Genomic DNA, 17,679 nt, shown 5'->3' with positions numbered 1-17,679 from the left:
GCAGATGGCGGTTTGGCAACGGCAGGAGCGGCATCCGCTGATCCTGCACTCCGACCGCGGCAGTCAATTTCGTAGCGGCGATTACCAGGGCTACCTGGCCGCCAATGGCCTGCTTTGCTCGATGAGTGCGGTGGGGCATTGTGGCGACAATGCAGCCTGCGAGGGCTTTTTCGGATTGCTCAAGCGCGAGCGGATCTATCGCACAACGTATCCCACACTCGATGCCGCCCGGTCCGATGTGTTCGAATACATCGAGCGCCGCCACAACCCCAGGATGCGACGGCGCCGGGTCAAGCAGGATCAGAAGTTTTCAGCCCTTTCCAAACAGTCCGTGATTTCGGGGTAGAACCCGTTGAGAGCATTGGGTGAAAGGAGGATGGGAGCAAAGGCCGGCTTACTTCAATCGCGGCTGAACGATGATCTTCACCGCCGACTCATTGTTGTGGATCAGGGTGTCGAAGCCTTGTGAAACCAGGTCGTCCAGCTGGATGCGCTGGGTGATGAAAGGCTCCAGGTCGATCTTCCCCTGTTCCACCAGCTTGATGGTTTCCCGATGGTCGTTGCAGTAGGCGATGGTGCCGCGCACGTCCAGCTCCTTCATCACCACGCTGTGCACGTTGATGGTGGCCGGATGGCTCCAGATCGACACGATCACCACCACGCCGGTGGGCTTGGTCGCGGCCACCAGGGCGTCCAGCACCTTGTTCACGCTGGTGCATTCGAAGGACACGTCCACGCCCTTGTCGCCGGTGAGCTTCATCGTTTCCGCCACCACATCCACTTCGGACGGGTCCAGGATGTGATCGGCAACGCCGGATTCGCGGGCTTTCTCTTTCCGCTTGGCGCTCAGCTCGGTGATGATGACGGTCAGGCCCTTGGCTTTCAGGATCGCCGACAGCAGCAGGCCGATCGGGCCGGCGCCGCCGACCAGGGCCACGTCGCCGGCCTTGGCGCCGCTGCGGGTATAGGCGTGGTGGCCGACCGACAAGGGTTCGATCAAGGCGGCCTGGTCCAGTGGGATGTCGCTGGAAATCGGGTGCACCCAGCGGCGCTTGACCGCGATCTTCTCCGACAGGCCGCCGCCGCGGCCGCCCAGGCCGATGAAGTTCATGTTTTTCGACAAGTGGTAGTTCTCGCCCGGCCCCGTGGGCACGTCGTCGGCCACGATGTAGGGCTCGACCACCACGTGCTGGCCGACTTCGATGTCGTCCACGCCTTCGCCGACGGCATACACCACGCCGGAAAACTCATGGCCCATGGTGACGGGGGCGGACTCCCCGGAAATCGGGTGCGGATGGCCGCAGGGCGGAATGAAGATCGGCCCTTCCATGAACTCGTGCAGGTCGGTGCCGCAGATGCCGCACCAGGCCACTTCGATGCCTACGGTGCCCGGCGCCACGACGGGTTCGGGGATGTCTTCGATGCGGATGTCGCCGCGGTCGTAAAAACGTGCTGCTTTCATCGGTCAGACTCCGTGCTCGTGAATTCCTGTGGTCGTTGCCGGAGCGCCTCGCCCCTTGCCGGGGAGTCGCTCCGGAAGCCTCCCGCTCAGCGCAGGTGATGCACTTCCTGCAGGCCATAGACCTGCACCGGCAGATCTTCCTGGCGCGCTTTCAACTGCAGCGCCAAGTATAGCGAGTAGTGGCGCGACTGGTGCAGGTTGCCGCCGTGGAACCACATGTTTTCCTGCTGCGTGGGCTTCCACATGTTGCGCTGTTCGCCTTCCCAGGGGCCGGGGTCCTTGGTCGTGTCCGAACCCAGCCCCCAGACCTTGCCGACCTTGTCGGCCACTTCCTGGCTGACCAGATCGGCGACCCATCCGTTCATCGAGCCATAGCCGGTGGCATAGACGACGAGGTCGGCGGGCAATTCGGTGCCGTCGTCCAGCACCACGGCGTTCTCGGTCAGGTGGCTGATGTCCTTGCCCGACTGCAGCTTGATGCTGCCGTCGATGACCAGATCGCAGGCGCCGACATCAATGTAGTAGCCCGAAGCGCGGCGCAGATACTTCATGAACAGGCCCGAGCCGTCGTCGCCGAAGTCGAGCATGAAGCCGGCTTCCTCGAGCTTGCGGTAGAACTCGGCGTCGCGCTCGCGGATGCGGTCGTACAGCGGGATCTGGAAGTCCGCCATGATGCGGTAGGGCAGCGAGGCGAAGATCAGGTCGGCCTTCTTCGTCGTCACGCCGTTGGCGACGGCGCGCTCGGAATACAGGGCGCCCAGGCCGATGTCCATCAGCGAATCCGAGCGCACGATGTGGGTGGAGGAGCGCTGCACCATCGTCACGTCGGCGCCGTGTTCCCACAGCGCGGCGCAGATGTCGTGCGCGGAGTTGTTGGCGCCGATCACCACCACCTTCTTGCCGCGGTAGGCATCCGGCCCCGGGTGCTGCGACGAATGCTGCTGCACGCCCTTGAAGACGTCCTGGCCCTCGATCTTCGGCACGTTGGCCTTGCCGGACATGCCGGTCGCGAACACCAGGTGCTTCGGCCGGATGACCAGCGTCTCGCCGTCGCGCTCCACCGTCACTTCCCATTCCTTGCGGGCCGCGTCGTAGCGGGCCTTCACGCAGTTGGTGGAAGACCAGTAATTGACTTCCATGACCTTGGTGTACATCTCCAGCCAGTCGCCGATCTTGTCCTTGGGTGCGAACACCGGCCCTTCTTGCAAGTCAGCCGCCTGCAGCCACGCTTGGGTCGCCTCCACCGGACACAACCGCGACAGCGCCGGCACCTTATAGGTGACGCCGGCCGCCTGGCGGTCGCCCTTGCTGCGCGGCAGGAAACAGGTCATCCCCTGTCCCGGCACCAGCGTGAGATGGGCCACGTCCAGACGCAGCAGTTCATCGCCACGGAAGCCCCGCCAGAATCCGAGCAGCACCAGTGCCCGGTCGCGTTGATGGCGCAGCGCCGCCGCTCCGTCGCCCCGGGCATGCGCCGCCGCGATCGCGGCAGCCAACCAGTCATCGAGCTCGACCAGCCGCCGAATCTGCAGCGGCGCGGCTTGCTTGACCTGGCCCGGGTGCAGGGTCTGGATGCCTTTGAGCACCTTGCGCACCAGCGGCGACCGGGTCGGGTCGACAAAGCCGTGGTCGCGGTGCCAAGAGGCGATGGCCGCCAGGCGTTGGCGAAGGGTGCTGGTGGCCAGGGTCTGCGCATACGCGGCCAGGTACCGCGCCACGCTGTCCGGTGTCGCTGGGAGGTGGCCTTGCCATTCAACCTCGAAGTGCCGCAGCGCCGACGCATAGCTGCGCACCGTGTTCTGGCGCGTGGCCGCATCGAGGTAGCGGTCCAGTTCGGTCACTGGCGCGTGGCCTCCACAGCGACCGGCTGCCGCAGGGTCGACAGGATGGTGCATTCAGCCCGCTGCCCACCGTGGCAACTGGCAATCACCCGTTCCAACTCGGTGGCCATGCGCTCCAGGTCGGCCATGCGCGCCCGCACGTCGGTCAGATGGCTGCGTGCCAGCCGGTCCACGTCCCCGCACGAAAGCTCCTCATCGCCGGCCAGCTGCAGCAGGCTGCGGACCTCCTCCAGGCTGAAGCCTAGGTCCCGGCCGCGCGCAATGAAGCGCAGCCGCTCGATGTCGGCCGGGCCATAGACCCGGTAGCCATTGCCCGAGCGCCCCGGGCGCGGCAACAGGCCGATCCGCTCGTAATAGCGGATCGTCTCCAGGTGGCATCCACTGGCGTCGGCAGCCTCACTGATTTTCATTCGTAGTACGCTTGACTCCGTAGTAGCTACGGACTTTACACTCACCTGCTGTGTCATGCCAGCGACCCGCCCGGGCCCGGCTTCCCTGCGACTGGAGATGTTCCGATGAGTGATTGCGGCTGCCACCACGAGGCCAAGAATGCGCAGGAGCGGCGCGTCCTCTGGATCGCCCTAGCGTTGAACGCGGCGATGGCCGTGATCGGCGGCATCGCCGGCTGGATTGCCCATTCCACTGGCCTGCTGGCCGACGCTCTGGACATGCTGTCCGATGCCACCGCCTATGCCATTGGCCTGGTCGCTATCGGGCGCACGGCGCGCTTCAAGGCCAATGCCGCTTGGGTCAGCGGCAGCGTGCTGCTTGTGCTGGGTGTGGGCGTGTTGGTTGAGGTGGGCCGCCGGGTGATGTACGGCGCCGAGCCGGTCAGCGGCTGGATGATTGGCACCGCCCTGCTGTCGCTGGCGGTCAATATGGCGGTGCTGCGCATGCTGGCACCGCTAAAGTCCGGCGAAGTGCATCTGCGAGCGACGTGGCTGTTCACGCGGGCCGATGTGGTCGCCAATGTTGGGGTGATCCTGGCCGGTCTGTTGGTGTGGTGGCTGGCCAGCCCGTACCCGGATTTCGTGATCGGCGCCCTGATCGGCCTGTATGTGATCAAGGAAGCCTTCGAGATTTTAGGTGATGCCCGCCGGGCAGGTGCCGACGCGCGCAAGACGGCTGCATGACCAGGCTTGGCCGACTGAGCTCGGACTCTGGCGGCTGCGCTTGAACCCGGCACTGTCACGTGGCGCAGCTGGCCCCCGACCTAATCCGTCGCAGCTCAATCTGCGTGACCGTGCGGAAGCTCAGGCAAAACGTTAACTTTCTGTTCTTCGGATGCCGGATTCCGTCAATTTCCCGCGCCAGCTTTTGCCTGGCCACCTGACTCGCAGAGGCCACTCGAGCCCGCGAGATTGATGAATAAGCGTCAGCTTGCTGATGAGCGGGACCCAAGGTATCTTTCCGGCCTCAAATGTATCAGTCCTAGCCACACGTGCCTTCCATTGTCATCCATGCCAAGCGCTACGCTCTGGCACTGCTGCTCGCAGTGATGATCATCGTGCCTGTCGTTGATGCTTCGGTCTGCTTCTCTGAGGAGCAGTCACACCAGGAAGTGGCAGGGCCAGGCGATGGCCACCCCGATAAGGCGCATGCCGCTTGTGGTCACGGTCACTGCCACCACAGCAGCACTTTTGTGGCGTCCAACGGTTTCACCAGTGCCGAAGCCGCAAGAAATGAAGGCGGGCACACGTTCTACGAACAGCCCATGACGTCCCACATCCCGGACACGCTGATTAGACCTCCCAGGCTTTGATCGCATAACAGGCGCAACGCGCCTGTCAGTCCTTCTGCGATCACCTTTGTGTAGGTCTTTCTATGAACACATCTTGTTGCTGGGCGCTCCGTGCGCTCGGCCGACGCGTGGCTGCACGTGCAGTCGCCGGCCAGTACTGCGCCGCCTTGAAGAAGGCGACCTGAATGCCCTTCTCAACATCTACCAATCTCCGAACTGCACGCGATCGAGCGGCACTACTGATGGCAACCTCCGTGCTTGCCATCGGCGCATCTCTTGGTGTGCGCGATTTTGGGCCTGTCGACGAACCGAGATTTGCCTTGGTTGCCACCCAAATGGTGGCAACCGGAAGCTCGCTGTTCCCGCGTCGGGGAGCGGAGCTGCACCCAGACAAGCGTCTCTTCATGTGGATCTCGGCTGCACTGCTGTCACTGACCCAAAACCTGCGGACCGCGGTCCTGGCCCCTTCGCTGGTGTCAGGCGTTGCATATGTGTGGATGGCTTTCCATCTAGGAACGCGCAATGGCGGCCGTGTGCGCTAGGGGCGCGCGCGGTGGTCAATAAAAAGGAATCACCAATGCATTACGTGAAAACAGAATTCAACCGAGGCAGTTCGCGCGGGGGCCTAGGCTCAGATCCACTGGGCCGTCTTGGCAAGCCCATCTGCGGCCCGCAGCTGGGCGTCAACACGTTGATTATCATCGTGGCGATGTACTTCACGTTCTTTCTCAACAGCGCGTTCTTCGCAGAAGTAATTGCGAAGAGTGGTGCGGACGGAGCAGCTCGTGCGCTACTTGTTATCTCTACGGGAGCGATCCTCACTGCCTTGAATGTGCTCATTCTCGGATTGCTATGCGTTCGATGGACGGTGAAGCCGGTTCTTGCATTGCTTCTCGTCGTGTCCGCTACTGCTGCCTACTATTCAGACAATTACAGCGTCTACTTCGACGCCAGCATGGTACGAAATGTGCTGAAGACCGACGGCGCTGAAGCCGGAGAGTTGCTGACCTGGGGCTTCTTTCTTGCGGTACTAATTAAAGGCGTCGTGCCAGCTATCGCGGTATGCATGGTAAGGCTCCAACGTTCTTCCAATGTGACGCGGGCGATACTTGCAAGAGTGCTTCTACTTGGCATGGCGGTTGTTGTAATCGTTGGCGCGGCAATTGCGTCATTCGACGACCTCTCATCACTCATACGCAATCACAAGCAAGTCAGATACCTTGCAAACCCTGGAAACTACATCGCTTCCATTGCGAAGGTTGTGCGAGAAGACACCCGTGCGGAGCGCGGTCCGATCCAAGTGGTTGGCCCCGATGCCATGATGACGCCTCATCCGCCAGGCGCGAAGCCCCACTTCTTGGTCATCGTTGTAGGTGAGACGGTTCGTGCGCAGAACTGGGGTTTGAATGGATACGGCAGACAGACAACGCCACAGTTGGCAGCGTTGGACGTCGTCAACTTCTCGGACGTGACTGCCTGCGGGTCAAATACTGAAGTTTCCGTGCCTTGTATGTTCTCGGTGTATGGAAGGCGAGACTACGATCGAGACAAGATCAGGGGCTCAGAGTCGCTGCTCCATGTGCTTGAGCGAGCTGGCATCAAGACGTTATGGCGGGACAACCAGACAGGTTGCAAGGGGGTTTGCGCGGACCTGGCGTTTGAGTCCTTCCGCGTGCCTACCAAGGATGGGTTGTGCGATGACCAAGCGTGTCGCGATGAGATCATGTTGCGGGGATTGCATGACGCTATCGATGACAATCCGGGTGATGTTGTGGTCGTTCTGCATCAGCTGGGGAACCACGGGCCGAGCTACTACAAGCGATATCCCGAGGATCTGAGGAAGTTCACGCCTGACTGCCGCAATGCAGATCTGGGCAAGTGCACGCGCCAGCAGATCGTCAATGCGTATGACAACGCAGTCCTTGCGACAGATGACTTCCTTGGAAAGACCATCCGGATGCTTGAGCAGGATCAGAGCCATGACACTGGATTGATCTACGTTTCCGACCACGGTGAGTCACTGGGAGAGGCGAACGTCTATCTCCACGGTCTCCCCTATGCCATTGCTCCCGACACTCAGATCAAAGTGCCCATGGTCATGTGGATGTCCGAGGGCATGAAGAGCAGCAACAACCTGGACCTTCAATGTGTCCGGGACCGATCAAACCGCCCGGCCAGCCACGACAACCTCTTCCATTCTGTACTCGGCCTCATGAACGTCCGGACGAAGTCGTTGGACGAAAGCCTGAATCTTTTCTCCGGTTGTTCCATCAACGCCGGGTCCACTTCATAACGGGCGACAACGAGCACGCTGCTGGAAGCGCCCAGCAGCGGCTCTTGGGGTCCTAAATTAAGGAAGCAACACAGTGGCAGATATGTACGGTCATCGTCCGCGGAGCATTGCCCGCGTTTTCAAGGCGCTCCGCTGGTCCCTCCAAGGACTACGATCAGCTTGGCTGCATGAATCCTCGTTTCGACTCGAGGTTGTCGCGGCCGTGGTGGCACTACCGGCAGCGATTCTGCTGGGCCACTCAGCGGTTGAGCGAGCACTTCTAATGGGGAGCGTGCTGGCTGTTCTGGCCTTGGAGCTGCTGAACTCCGCCATCGAAGCGGTTATCGAACGGTATGGCCCAGAGATCCATGAGCTGGCGGGTCGCGCTAAAGATATGGGTTCGGCCGCTGTGTTCGTGGCTCTTTGCAATGTCGCCCTCACATGGGCCGTTATCCTTGTGGGTTGATTCCCTGGGTCCCGACCTGAACGGGGCTAGGGTGCGTTCAAGCACAGCCACCGTAGTGTTTTTATGTAATTGTATCCGTCCAAAAGAGGTTGCTAACCTTTCCCAATGCGTCGCTCTCTGCCTGCTATTCGTATATACCTGATGCTGCTGCTTTTGGCGGCGTTCGTGGTCGTGCCTGTGGCCGAGGCATTGGCGTGCGCGCAAGAAGCGACGGTCAGCGTGGGCGATGTGCACGCCTTGCAAAGTGATTCAGACTCCGAGTCGAGCAAGAGCAAGGATTCGTCCAGTGCCGATGCCTGTGGCCATGGGCATTGCCACCATTCAACGGCAAGCCTCCCAGCTGCCGGTCACGACGATCTGTTCGCCGATGGCCGGATCTCGCTGCACAGTACCGAGCACGTGGACGTCTACGCGCTACGACTCGACGGTCCCATGCGCCCCCCCCGTATCTGATCTGGCTCTGCCCCGCATTTGCGGGTAGTTCGCTCAGATAATTTACGGGAGTTTTTATGTCGATTTTGACGGGTCGGTCGCTTTCAGCGACCGGGTTGGCTGTCGCTGTTCTGCTGGCGTTGGTGCCAACCGGGCATGTAGCTGCTCAAACTGCACCATCTTACGAATCGTTGCTTTCTCGCTTGGACCAGATGCCTGCGACGGTCCAAGGCGTCGCGCTGGCTGAGGCAGCCGAGGCGAGGGTACAACAGGCTCGGGCACTACCCAATCCGACGGTCTCCATCGAAGCGGAAAATGCCTACGGTACGGGACCCTATAAAGGGTTTTCCAACGCTGACAGCATTGTCACGCTTTCCCAGCCGCTGGAAATCTGGGGTCAACGAGGGGCCCGAGTGCGCGCCGCGCGTGCGGAGGCAGGCGCTGCAGGTTTGCGGGGTGCTCTGATGCGCAGTGACGCAGCCGGACGCCTGGCGGCGACATACGCCGAAGCAGAGGCTGCGTTGCGCCGATATGAGTTGGCCAGCGAGGCATTGGCCTTGATTGAACAGGACGCCAAGGCCGTAGCTGCGATGGTGAGCGCGGGCCGTGAGCCCAACCTGCGCGGTGTGCAGGCACGGAGCGAGGTCGCCAATGCGAAGGCAAGCCTGGATGAGGCCGAGGCCTACCGGGATGCGGCGCTTGCTCGCCTAGCCGCGGTGTCCTTAGTGGACAGCCCGCTGACCGACATCGGTGAAAGCCTGCTTGACCGCGTGCCCTCTCACCCAGTCGCTATTGAGGTCGCCCCGCTTGCCGTTCGCATTGCCCAAGCTGAAGCGGAAGCCTCCGGCCGCCTTATCGATGTCGAGCGCAAGCGTGCCTTGCCACAACTGAGTGCATCCGTGGCTCAGACGCGCTTCCGCCAAGCAGGCGACCAGGCCTACAACGTGGGCATCAGCCTTTCGATTCCCCTATTCGACCGTAACCGCGGTGCGATCCAGGCGGCCTATGCGGAACAACGTGCTGCCGAAGCGGTTCTGGAGGCTCAGAGGCGTGACAGTGAGGCGGCCCGTTTGGGAGCGGTAGCGAGTCTCAAGGCATCCAACAGCCGCGTACGAGCAGCGGATGAAAGCGTACAGGCCGCAGATGAAGCCTATCGGCTGGCCCGCATCGGATTTGAGGCAGGTCGTATATCGCAATTGGAGCTGCGCAGCACGCGATCAACCCTGATCGCTGCGCGTGGCAGTGCTGTGGATGCCCGTCTTAGCCGGGTGGCAGCAGAAATCGACCTCGCCCGCCTTGAAGGGCGCGCACCGTTTGTGGAGGCAAAATGAACAAGTACGGAAACAAGACGCTCATCGGAGCGACGCTGCTGGCTACCTTGATGATGACCGGCGCGCTGACCTCATGCAGTGGCGGGGCGCAGGAGGATGCCAAATCCACCGGTACGGAGGCAGAAAAGCCGGCTGGAAAGGATGATGGTCACGACGATCACGCAGCTGACGCAAAGCCGGGCTCCGCCGAGGCGCACAGTGAAGGTGATGGTGATGGCGAACATGGCGAAGAGGAGTCCGAGGAAGGTGTAGTCAAGCTGACGCCTGACCAGATCAAGGCATCTGGCATCGGCGTGGTGGCTGTCGGCCGCGGCGGTGGCGCATCGACCCGCCTTGCAGGTCGCGTCGAGCCGGCCATCGGGGGGCGTGCTGCCATCGCCTCAACGGTCACCGGCCGCGTTGAGCGCGTGCTTGTTGCGCCGGGTACAGCCGTCAAGAGCAACCAGCCCCTGGTGATCATTGTCAGTGGAGAAGCTGCGACCTTCAAAGCCGCCGCCACTGCCGCTGCGGCGGAGGCCGAAGCCATTCGCCTGGCCTACGGCCGCGACAAGTCTCTTGTCGAGCAGGGCGTAGTGGCTCGCCAGGAGCTGGAGGCCTCGCGCGCGCGCTTTTTGGCCGCTGATGCCGCCGCTAGTGCTGCACGTGCACAGGTAGCGGCCAGTGGATCTCCGGACAGTTCCGGCCGGGTGACAATCTCCAGTCCTGTCGCTGGCGTGGTTGGCAACGTCCAAGTGACGCCCGGTGGTGTCGTCTCAGCTGGAACGCTTGTTGCGGAGGTTTCCAATCCGGACATGAATGAACTCGTATTCACTGCACCGCCAGCACTGGCCACTCTCGCGGTGCCCGGAATGAAGCTGGAAGTGACTGGCCCGGGCGGAAGCTTCGAAGCTGAGGTGATTGCCGCCGCTGCGAATGTGATGCAGCAGGGAGGCACCGCGACCATTCGCGCCAAACCAATTTCGGAGAAGTTGCCACCGGCCGGCTCGCCCGTTTCGGCGGTAATCATCGCCGATGGCGCAGCTGAAGGCATGAGCGTCCCGGCGGATGCGGTCCAAAGCGTTGATGGCAGAAGTGTTGTGTTCGTTGCTGTCGAGGGAGGCTTTAAGGCAACGCCGGTACTCGCTGGCCGTCGTGCAGGTAATCGAATCGAAATCCTTAACGGTCTGACAGGTAGTGAGCGCCTCGTAGGAGCCAATGCCTTCCTGCTCAAGGCCGAACTGGCCAAGGGCGAAGCCGAGCACGGCCACTAAGGGAACTCATACACCATGTTCAAGATCATCATTGAAGCAGCGGTCAAGTTCCGCTGGCTCGTGGTGTTTCTGGCTGCATTGATCGCCTGCTTTGGCTTGTTCCAACTGAGCAAGCTGCCAGTCGATGCTGTACCAGATATCACCAACCGCCAGGTTCAGATCAATACAATTGCACCTGCCCTCACACCGGAGCAGATTGAACGCCAGGTTACCTATCCTCTGGAGACGGCCTTGGCCGGCATCCCGGGTCTGAATACAACTCGTTCCCTGTCGCGCAATGGCTTCTCTCAGGTCACGGCGATCTTCACTGATCAGACCGACATCTATTTTGCCCGCCAGCAGGTGGCAGAGCGGATGCGGGAGGCTGCCGGAGATCTGCCCGAGGGCGTGTCCCCCATGCTCTCCCCGGTTACAACCGGGCTGGGCGAGGTTCTCATGTGGACGGTGGACTTCAAGCCATTCGACCCCAAGAAGCTGGCCAAGCCCGGCCAGGCTGGCTGGCAAGAGGGTGAGGTCTACCTGACACCAGAGGGCGATCGTCTTGGAACCGCCCAGGAGCGCGCAACGTACCTGCGTACTGTCCAGGACTGGATCATCGCACCACAGATGCGCTCCAGCCCCGGCCTGGCCGGTGTTGATACGGTGGGTGGGTACGTCAAGGAATACGGCATCTACCCCGACAGCGCTCGACTGGCGGCATACAACCTGGGTCTGGCCGATCTGGTCCAAGCACTGGAACGCTCCAACGTCCAGGCTGGCGCGGGTTTCGTCCAGCGTGCGGGCGAAGGCCTGGTCGTTAGGGCAGACGGCCTTGCCCTGACGACCGACGACTTGGCTCAGTCGCCGGTGGCCACCAAGGACGGTGTGGTCATCCGGGTGGCCGATGTTGCCGAGGTCGGTATGGGGCGCGCCCCACGGCTTGGTGCAGCTAGCCGAAATGGTCATGAGGCGGTACTGGGCACGGCACTGATGATCGCCGGCGGCAACAGCCGCACCGTCGCTCAAGCTGCAGCTGAGCGCCTGGCACAGGTCAACGAATCTCTGCCCGCCGATATCTTCGCAGAGCCAGTGCTGGACCGTAGTGTGCTGGTTAACTCCACCGTCAAGACTGTCGCCAAGAACTTGACCGAAGGCGCCCTGCTGGTCGTCGTTGTGCTGTTCCTGCTGCTGGGCAACCTGCGGGCGGCAGCCATCACCGCATTGGTCATTCCGCTGTCGTTCCTCTTCGCTGTTATCGGCATGAACAAGTTCGGCATCAGCGGCAACCTCATGAGTTTGGGTGCGCTGGACTTCGGCATCCTTGTGGATGGCGCGGTAATTGTGATCGAGTCCACCCTGCTGATGCTTGGCAAGCGGCGTGCGGAACTCGGCCGACCCCTCAATGCCATGGAGCGACTGCGTGTGGCCGCCGACTCGGCGAGGAAAATGGCGCGCCCTGCAGCCTTCGGCCAGGTGATCATCCTGTTGGTGTTCGCACCGATCCTTACGCTGGAAGGTGTGGAGGGCAAGACGTTCCAACCGATGGCCGCCACCTTCATGCTCGCCCTCGTTGGCGCGTTTATCTTCTCGTTCACCTTTGTACCGGCGATGGCTGCCCTGTTGGTCAGGGAGCCCAAGCTCCACGCGAAGAAGGAAGGACACGAGGGCGACCAGGACGAAGAACATGAGACTGCCATCATCCGCGTCCTGCGCGGCCGTATTGAACCGGCGATCCAAGCGGCGATTCGTAGGCCCAAGGCAGTGTTCGCTGGCGCCATTTTGATGCTCGCGATGGGCGTGGTCGGCTTTACGATGCTGGGTCGAGAGTTCATGCCAACGCTTGATGAGGGAAATCTCGCTATGCAAGCGTTGCGTGTGCCATCTACGTCGCTTGAGCAATCGTTGGCTATGCAATTGGCGCTGGAGAAGGCCATTGCTGCTGAACCAGAGGTTGTGACGGTCTTCTCGCGGACCGGTACTGCAGAAGCAGCTATCGACCCCATGCCGACCAACATCTCCGACAGTGTGATCGTACTTAAACCGAGAAAGGAGTGGCCAGACTCTTCCCTGAGCAAGGAGGATCTGATTGCAAGGTTTGAGAAGATCGCCGCCTCGCAGATAGGCAACAGCTTTGAATTCAGCCAGCCCATCGAGCTGCGCTTCAATGAGCTGATCTCAGGCGTGCGTACGGACCTGGCCGTCATGATCTACGGCGACAACTTCGAGCAACTGCAAGCTGTTGCCGATCAGGTCGCGCTGAAGCTGAGGAATGTCCAGGGCTCAGCGGATGTCCGTGTTGAACAGATTTCCGGCCTGCCCACGCTCAATGTGGCAATCGATCATCTTGCAGCTGCGCAGTATGGCCTCACGGCAGCGGACGTGAGCGACGCGCTTTCAACCGGTATTGGCGGCGCTGCGGCAGGCAAGATCTTCGAGGGCGACCGCCGGTTCGATGTTGTTGTGCGCCTCGGCGACGATGCACGCAATGACCCCGATCAGCTCGCGTCACTGCCGATTGCAACTCCAACTGGGGGCATCGTGCCGCTCTCCTCTGTCGCACGCATTGAGATCAGCGAGGGGCCGAACCAGATCAGTCGAAACAATGGAAGCCGTCGTGTGGTGGTGCAGGCAAATGTTCGCGGTCGTGACTTGGGCGGGTTTGTTGGAGAGGCCCAGGCGGCGGTGAAGGACGTACAGCTTCCGCCGGGCGCCCACATGACGTGGGGAGGTCAGTTCGAGAACTTGCAGCGGGCTGAAAAGCGACTCATGACAGTTGTTCCGATTGTCTTCCTATTGATCGGCAGCCTGCTGTTCATGGCATTGGGCAGCGCAAAGGAGGCGGGCCTGGTGTTCACCTGCGTCCCACTGGCCCTGGTTGGCGGAATTCTCGCGTTGCTGGTGCGTGGTATGCCGTTCTCGGTATCTGCCGCCGTCGGATTCATCGCGGTATCGGGTGTTGCGACCCTGAATGGATTGGTGCTCATGCAAGCCATCAGAGAGAGGCTTGATGCAGGTGACAGTCCATTGATCGCTGCAATGAACGGTGCCGGCAGCCGAATTCGCGCGGTGGTGACCACCGCGCTGGTGGCGATCGTTGGCTTCATTCCAATGGCTATTGCGAGTGGATCTGGTGCTGAGGTGCAGAAGCCTCTCGCTACGGTGGTCATTGGCGGCCTGTTGACCGCAACAGTGCTAACACTTCTTGTGCTGCCGACATTTGCGGGACGCTTGGCCAAGGCAGGCCCGAAAGGGCAACCGGAAACTGTCCACTGAATGATGGAGTGTTTGGGCCCGGCAGAGCATCTGCCTGCCGGACTTCCCGTTCCATTTTTATGACGTTGGAGGGAACAAATGAACCTGACCACAGAACTCGAACTGCCAGTAATACTCCCAGGTGTCTCTCGGGACGACAGCTGCGTCCAGAGGCTGGTCGCTGGTCTTCAGGACATGGAGGGAGTATCGCGCGTGCACATTCGCGAGGGTAGCGACGAAGCTCTCGGAACGCTCTGCATTCATTACGACCCCGAGATCGTCTCGCTTCAGCGAGTGCGAGAGGTGGCGGCATCCGTGGGCATTGAGTTGGGTGATCGGTATGGCCACCTTTTCTTGGAGCTTGGTTCGGCCGTTCACGCACGAAAGGCAAGGACAATTGCGGCGCAAGTGCAGGCCGTACCAGGCGTCATTGAAGCCACCACCAGCCCAGCTGGTGGCATAAGCATCGAGTACGAGAGAGCCAAGACAGGCGAGGCGGAGCTGAGAGCGAAGCTTGAGGCGCTGGGTGTAGCGCAAGAGCCACCGAGTCCGAGGGGAGATTTGAAGGATCAGCACGAAGGACACGATCACAAGGACCGACAGGACCCCGGTCATTCCCACGGGGGCACGCTAGGTGGCAATAGTGAGCTGATCTTCTCACTTGCTTGCGGCCTGCTCCTGATCGTGGGATTTGCGATTGAAAAGCTTGGGTTGACCCAAACGCCCTGGATCCCCACAGCGTTTTACGTAGCAGCCTACGTCTTTGGCGGCTGGTTCACGCTTGGCGAGGCGATCGGGAACATCAAGCTGAAGCGCTTTGAGATCGATACGCTGATGCTGGTTGCAGCGGCAGGCGCAGCCGCGCTCGGCGCATGGGCCGAAGGCGCCTTGCTTCTGTTCCTCTTCAGTCTCGGTCACGCCCTTGAACACTACGCGATGGGCCGGGCTAAACGTGCGATAGAAGCTCTCGCCAAGCTTGCCCCAGAAACTGCCAGGGTGCTGAGGAATGGGCAGGTCGTGGAAGTCCAGGTTGAATCGTTGATACCTGGAGATGTGGTGGTCGTACGTCCCAATGACCGGATGCCGGCGGACGGATTCGTTATCAAAGGGGCTAGCAGCGTTGACCAAGCCCCTGTCACCGGGGAAAGCATCCCGGTTGATAAGCTGGCAGTCAATGACGCTGCTCTAGCACGGGATCGACCTGATTCGGTGGTAATGGAGTCACGTGTTTTCGCCGGCACTATCAATGGCTCCGGCGCCCTGGAGGTTGAAGTCACGCGTCGATCAGGCGAATCGGCACTGGCCCGCGTCGTCAAGATGGTAAGTGAGGCTGAGACTAGGAAGTCGCCCACGCAGCGCTTCACGGACAAGTTCGAGAGAGTATTCGTTCCCGCGGTGTTGATTCTGGCTGTGCTCCTCCTTTTCTCCTGGGTTGTGGTTGATGAGCCATTCCGTGACAGCTTCTATCGTGCTATGGCAGTTTTGGTGGCAGCGAGCCCCTGTGCACTGGCCATAGCCACGCCAAGTGCTGTTCTGGCGGGCATCGCAAGAGCGGCACGTGGTGGTGTGCTCATCAAAGGTGGGGCGCCACTCGAAGAGCTAGGAATGATCCGCGCCATCGCGTTCGACAAGACTGGAACGCTCACTGAAGGCAAGCCGCGAATTACCGACATCAAAGTGATGCAGGGAACGACAGAGCAGGAACTGCTTCACGTTGCCGTCGCCGTCGAGGCTTTAAGTGACCACCCTTTGGCCGCAGCTATCGTTCGAGATGGTAATACTCGCCTGGGCGATGGACCGGTCATGGTAGCGACAGACCTCGCTAACTTCGCTGGAAGAGGCGTTCAGGCGAAGGTGAACGGCATTGACGTGTGGATAGGAAAGGCAGAAATGTTCGGTAACGACGGCATTGGCGCTCTATCCGCGGGTGCGGAGTCTGCCATTGAGGAGCTCCGTAACGCCGGCAGAACCACGATGGCCGTTCGCCTAGGTGATCGCGACCTAGGTGTCATCGGCCTTATGGATACGCCCCGGCCAGAGGCGCGTGAAGCCCTGGACAAGCTAAGGCGCTTGGGCATCCAACGAATGATCATGATCTCTGGCGACCACCAGACTGTAGCTCAAGCCGTGGCAACGGACGTGGGTCTAAACGAGGCATGGGGAAATCTCATGCCTGACGACAAGGTGAAGGCAATACGTCAGTTGAAGGAGACGGAGCGAGTGGCAATGGTCGGCGACGGTGTGAATGACGCACCCGCAATGGCTAGTGCCAGCGTCGGAATTGCAATGGGTGCCGCCTCTTCGGACGTAGCGCTGGAGACTGCCGACGTCGCGCTTATGTCTGAGGATTTGAGACAGGTTGCATTCTCTGTAGCGCTTAGTCGACGCACGAAACGGGTGATCCGTCAGAACGTGTATGTGAGCCTGGGCGTCGTAGCGTTGTTGGTTCCTGCGACCATCCTAGGTCTTGGCATTGGACCGGCTGTGGCAGTGCATGAAGGTTCAACCTTGTTGGTTGTATTCAATGCGCTGAGGCTCCTTGGCTTCCGTCAGTCGTGACATGCGAATTCTAGTGATTGAGCGCGATCGAGAAGTCGCTTTGAAGATTCTGGCCTACTTCGAGGCCCGAGGGCATCAGCTTGATACCATCGGGGACGGCATCGCCGGCCTTCACTTTGCGGCGTCCAATGGTTACGACGCAGTCATTCTTGATTGGATGCTTCCTCGCATGGAAGGCCCGGAGGTTCTGAGAAGGCTGCGGTTGAATCACGGTGTTTCAGTTCCTGTTGTGATGTTGGCTGCAAAGGTTGCGCTCTCGGACAAAATCATCGCTTTCCGCTCCGGTGCAGATGACTATGTGACCAAGCCTTTTGAGCTCCCGGAGCTCGAAGTTCGCCTAGAGGCGTTGGTTTCCCGTACGGAGGGACGCGTAACAAGGAGGCGGCTGCTGATCGGAGAGCTCACGTTGGACCTGAGTACGTTGGAGGCCACACGGGCTGGAAAACGACTGCATCTGTACCCAGCTTGCAGGAAGCTCCTTGAAGCGCTGATGCGGGCAAGTCCTGCCGCTGTGACCAGGCGGCAGCTTGAGCACACTCTCTGGGGTGACGACCTGCCCGACGGGGATCTTCTGCGATCACAGATGTCCAGCCTGCGGCGAAGCATTGATGGTCCGTTTGAGGAAAAGATGATCCAGACGCTGCCGCGGGTTGGGTATCGACTGATACCGCCATCAAGGCCTATGCCCCCCCCCGGGGAAGGGAGGCCCTATGACGGTGAGGCGTAGACATGGCTGCAGAGCCGTCAGTGCAGACCTTGAGCGCCTGACTATTTGGGGGGTTCACCCCCGTTTTCACGGACACTTACAAGAAGGCCGATTCAGGCCATGAGGAGTGTTCATGTCAAAGCGTCGTAAGTTCAGTGCCGAGTTCAAGCGTGGTGCGGTGGAGCAAGCCAGTCGGCCAGGTGTCAGCTGCGCTCAGGTAGCCCGTGAGCTGGGCATCCGTGACAGCCTGCTGACTCGCTGGAAGCGGGAGGCACAGGCGGTGGGAAAAGCCGCCTTTGTTGGCACCGGTAGCCCGCGTGACGAGGAAGTTGCCCGGCTCAAGCGCGAGTTGGCCCGGATCACCAAGGAGCGGGATTTTTTGCGCGAA

At 60.9% G+C, this 17,679-nt stretch carries 13 protein-coding genes and 2 pseudogenes; 11 read left to right on the top strand and 4 right to left on the bottom strand.

The features are described from left to right. Nucleotides 1-346 (top strand): IS3 family transposase (locus tag HMPREF3113_RS09355; protein WP_139146328.1); only part of this gene is annotated, 346 nt, incomplete at its 5' end. Between the two features lie 48 nt (nt 347-394). Here the strand turns inward: HMPREF3113_RS09355 and HMPREF3113_RS09350 are convergent. From HMPREF3113_RS09350 to HMPREF3113_RS09340, 4 genes and pseudogenes are all read right to left on the bottom strand, one after another. Next, the gene (locus HMPREF3113_RS09350) at nt 395-1,462 is read right to left on the bottom strand and encodes a 2,3-butanediol dehydrogenase (protein ID WP_062607644.1); all 1,068 of its coding nucleotides are present in this window, start codon (nt 1,460-1,462) and stop codon (nt 395-397) included. A gap of 86 nt (nt 1,463-1,548) precedes the next feature. Beyond that, a pseudogene (locus HMPREF3113_RS18960) lies at nt 1,549-2,598 on the bottom strand (NAD(P)/FAD-dependent oxidoreductase); the annotation flags it as partial. Nucleotides 2,599-2,649: 51 nt separating this feature from the next. Further along, a pseudogene (locus HMPREF3113_RS18955) lies at nt 2,650-3,303 on the bottom strand (site-specific integrase); the annotation flags it as partial. Next, nucleotides 3,300-3,713: a MerR family transcriptional regulator gene (locus HMPREF3113_RS09340; RefSeq protein ID WP_014159604.1), complete on the bottom strand. Its 414-nt coding sequence runs from the start codon at nt 3,711-3,713 to the stop codon at nt 3,300-3,302. The gene HMPREF3113_RS09340 and the pseudogene HMPREF3113_RS18955, both read right to left, overlap by 4 nt. A 105-nt stretch (nt 3,714-3,818) precedes the next feature. Between HMPREF3113_RS09340 and HMPREF3113_RS09335 the strand changes: the two genes are divergently transcribed. The 10 genes from HMPREF3113_RS09335 to HMPREF3113_RS18350 form a co-directional block, all read left to right on the top strand. Then, nucleotides 3,819-4,436, top strand: a complete 618-nt coding sequence (locus HMPREF3113_RS09335; RefSeq protein WP_014159605.1) for a cation efflux transmembrane domain-containing protein — start codon at nt 3,819-3,821, stop codon at nt 4,434-4,436. Between the two features lie 1,185 nt (nt 4,437-5,621). Further along, on the top strand, nt 5,622-7,337 hold the full coding sequence (locus tag HMPREF3113_RS09330; protein ID WP_017354999.1) for a phosphoethanolamine transferase: 1,716 nt from the start codon (nt 5,622-5,624) through the stop codon (nt 7,335-7,337). Between the two features lie 73 nt (nt 7,338-7,410). Further along, entirely contained in the window at nt 7,411-7,782 is a 372-nt protein-coding gene (locus tag HMPREF3113_RS09325) for a diacylglycerol kinase (RefSeq protein WP_017354998.1), read from the top strand. 141 nt (nt 7,783-7,923) lie between these two features. Next, entirely contained in the window at nt 7,924-8,235 is a 312-nt protein-coding gene (locus HMPREF3113_RS09320) for a hypothetical protein (RefSeq protein ID WP_017354997.1), read from the top strand. A gap of 56 nt (nt 8,236-8,291) precedes the next feature. Then, entirely contained in the window at nt 8,292-9,545 is a 1,254-nt protein-coding gene (locus tag HMPREF3113_RS09315; RefSeq protein ID WP_070471849.1) for a TolC family protein, read from the top strand. After that, a complete protein-coding gene (locus HMPREF3113_RS09310; protein ID WP_070471848.1) occupies nt 9,542-10,795 on the top strand; it encodes an efflux RND transporter periplasmic adaptor subunit in 1,254 nt (417 codons plus the stop codon). Before HMPREF3113_RS09315 ends, HMPREF3113_RS09310 begins: the two co-directional genes overlap by 4 nt. A gap of 15 nt (nt 10,796-10,810) precedes the next feature. Continuing rightward, the gene (locus HMPREF3113_RS09305; RefSeq protein ID WP_070471847.1) at nt 10,811-14,047 is read left to right on the top strand and encodes an efflux RND transporter permease subunit; all 3,237 of its coding nucleotides are present in this window, start codon (nt 10,811-10,813) and stop codon (nt 14,045-14,047) included. A 78-nt stretch (nt 14,048-14,125) separates the two neighbouring features. Then, entirely contained in the window at nt 14,126-16,585 is a 2,460-nt protein-coding gene (locus tag HMPREF3113_RS09300) for a heavy metal translocating P-type ATPase (RefSeq protein ID WP_017354994.1), read from the top strand. A 1-nt stretch (nt 16,586) separates the two neighbouring features. Next, complete coding sequence (locus HMPREF3113_RS09295) at nt 16,587-17,312, top strand: response regulator transcription factor (RefSeq protein ID WP_051176182.1); 726 nt, start codon at nt 16,587-16,589, stop codon at nt 17,310-17,312. Nucleotides 17,313-17,424: 112 nt separating this feature from the next. Then, nucleotides 17,425-17,679: transposase (locus HMPREF3113_RS18350; protein WP_139146327.1), on the top strand; the 255-nt coding region annotated here is incomplete at its 3' end.

This window comes from Stenotrophomonas sp. HMSC10F06, from assembly GCF_001807865.1.
GTDB classification, from domain to species: Bacteria; Pseudomonadota; Gammaproteobacteria; order Xanthomonadales; family Xanthomonadaceae; genus Stenotrophomonas; species Stenotrophomonas bentonitica_A.
Note: the sequence above shows the minus strand (reverse complement) of the source record. Positions and strands in the feature narration are given on the sequence as shown.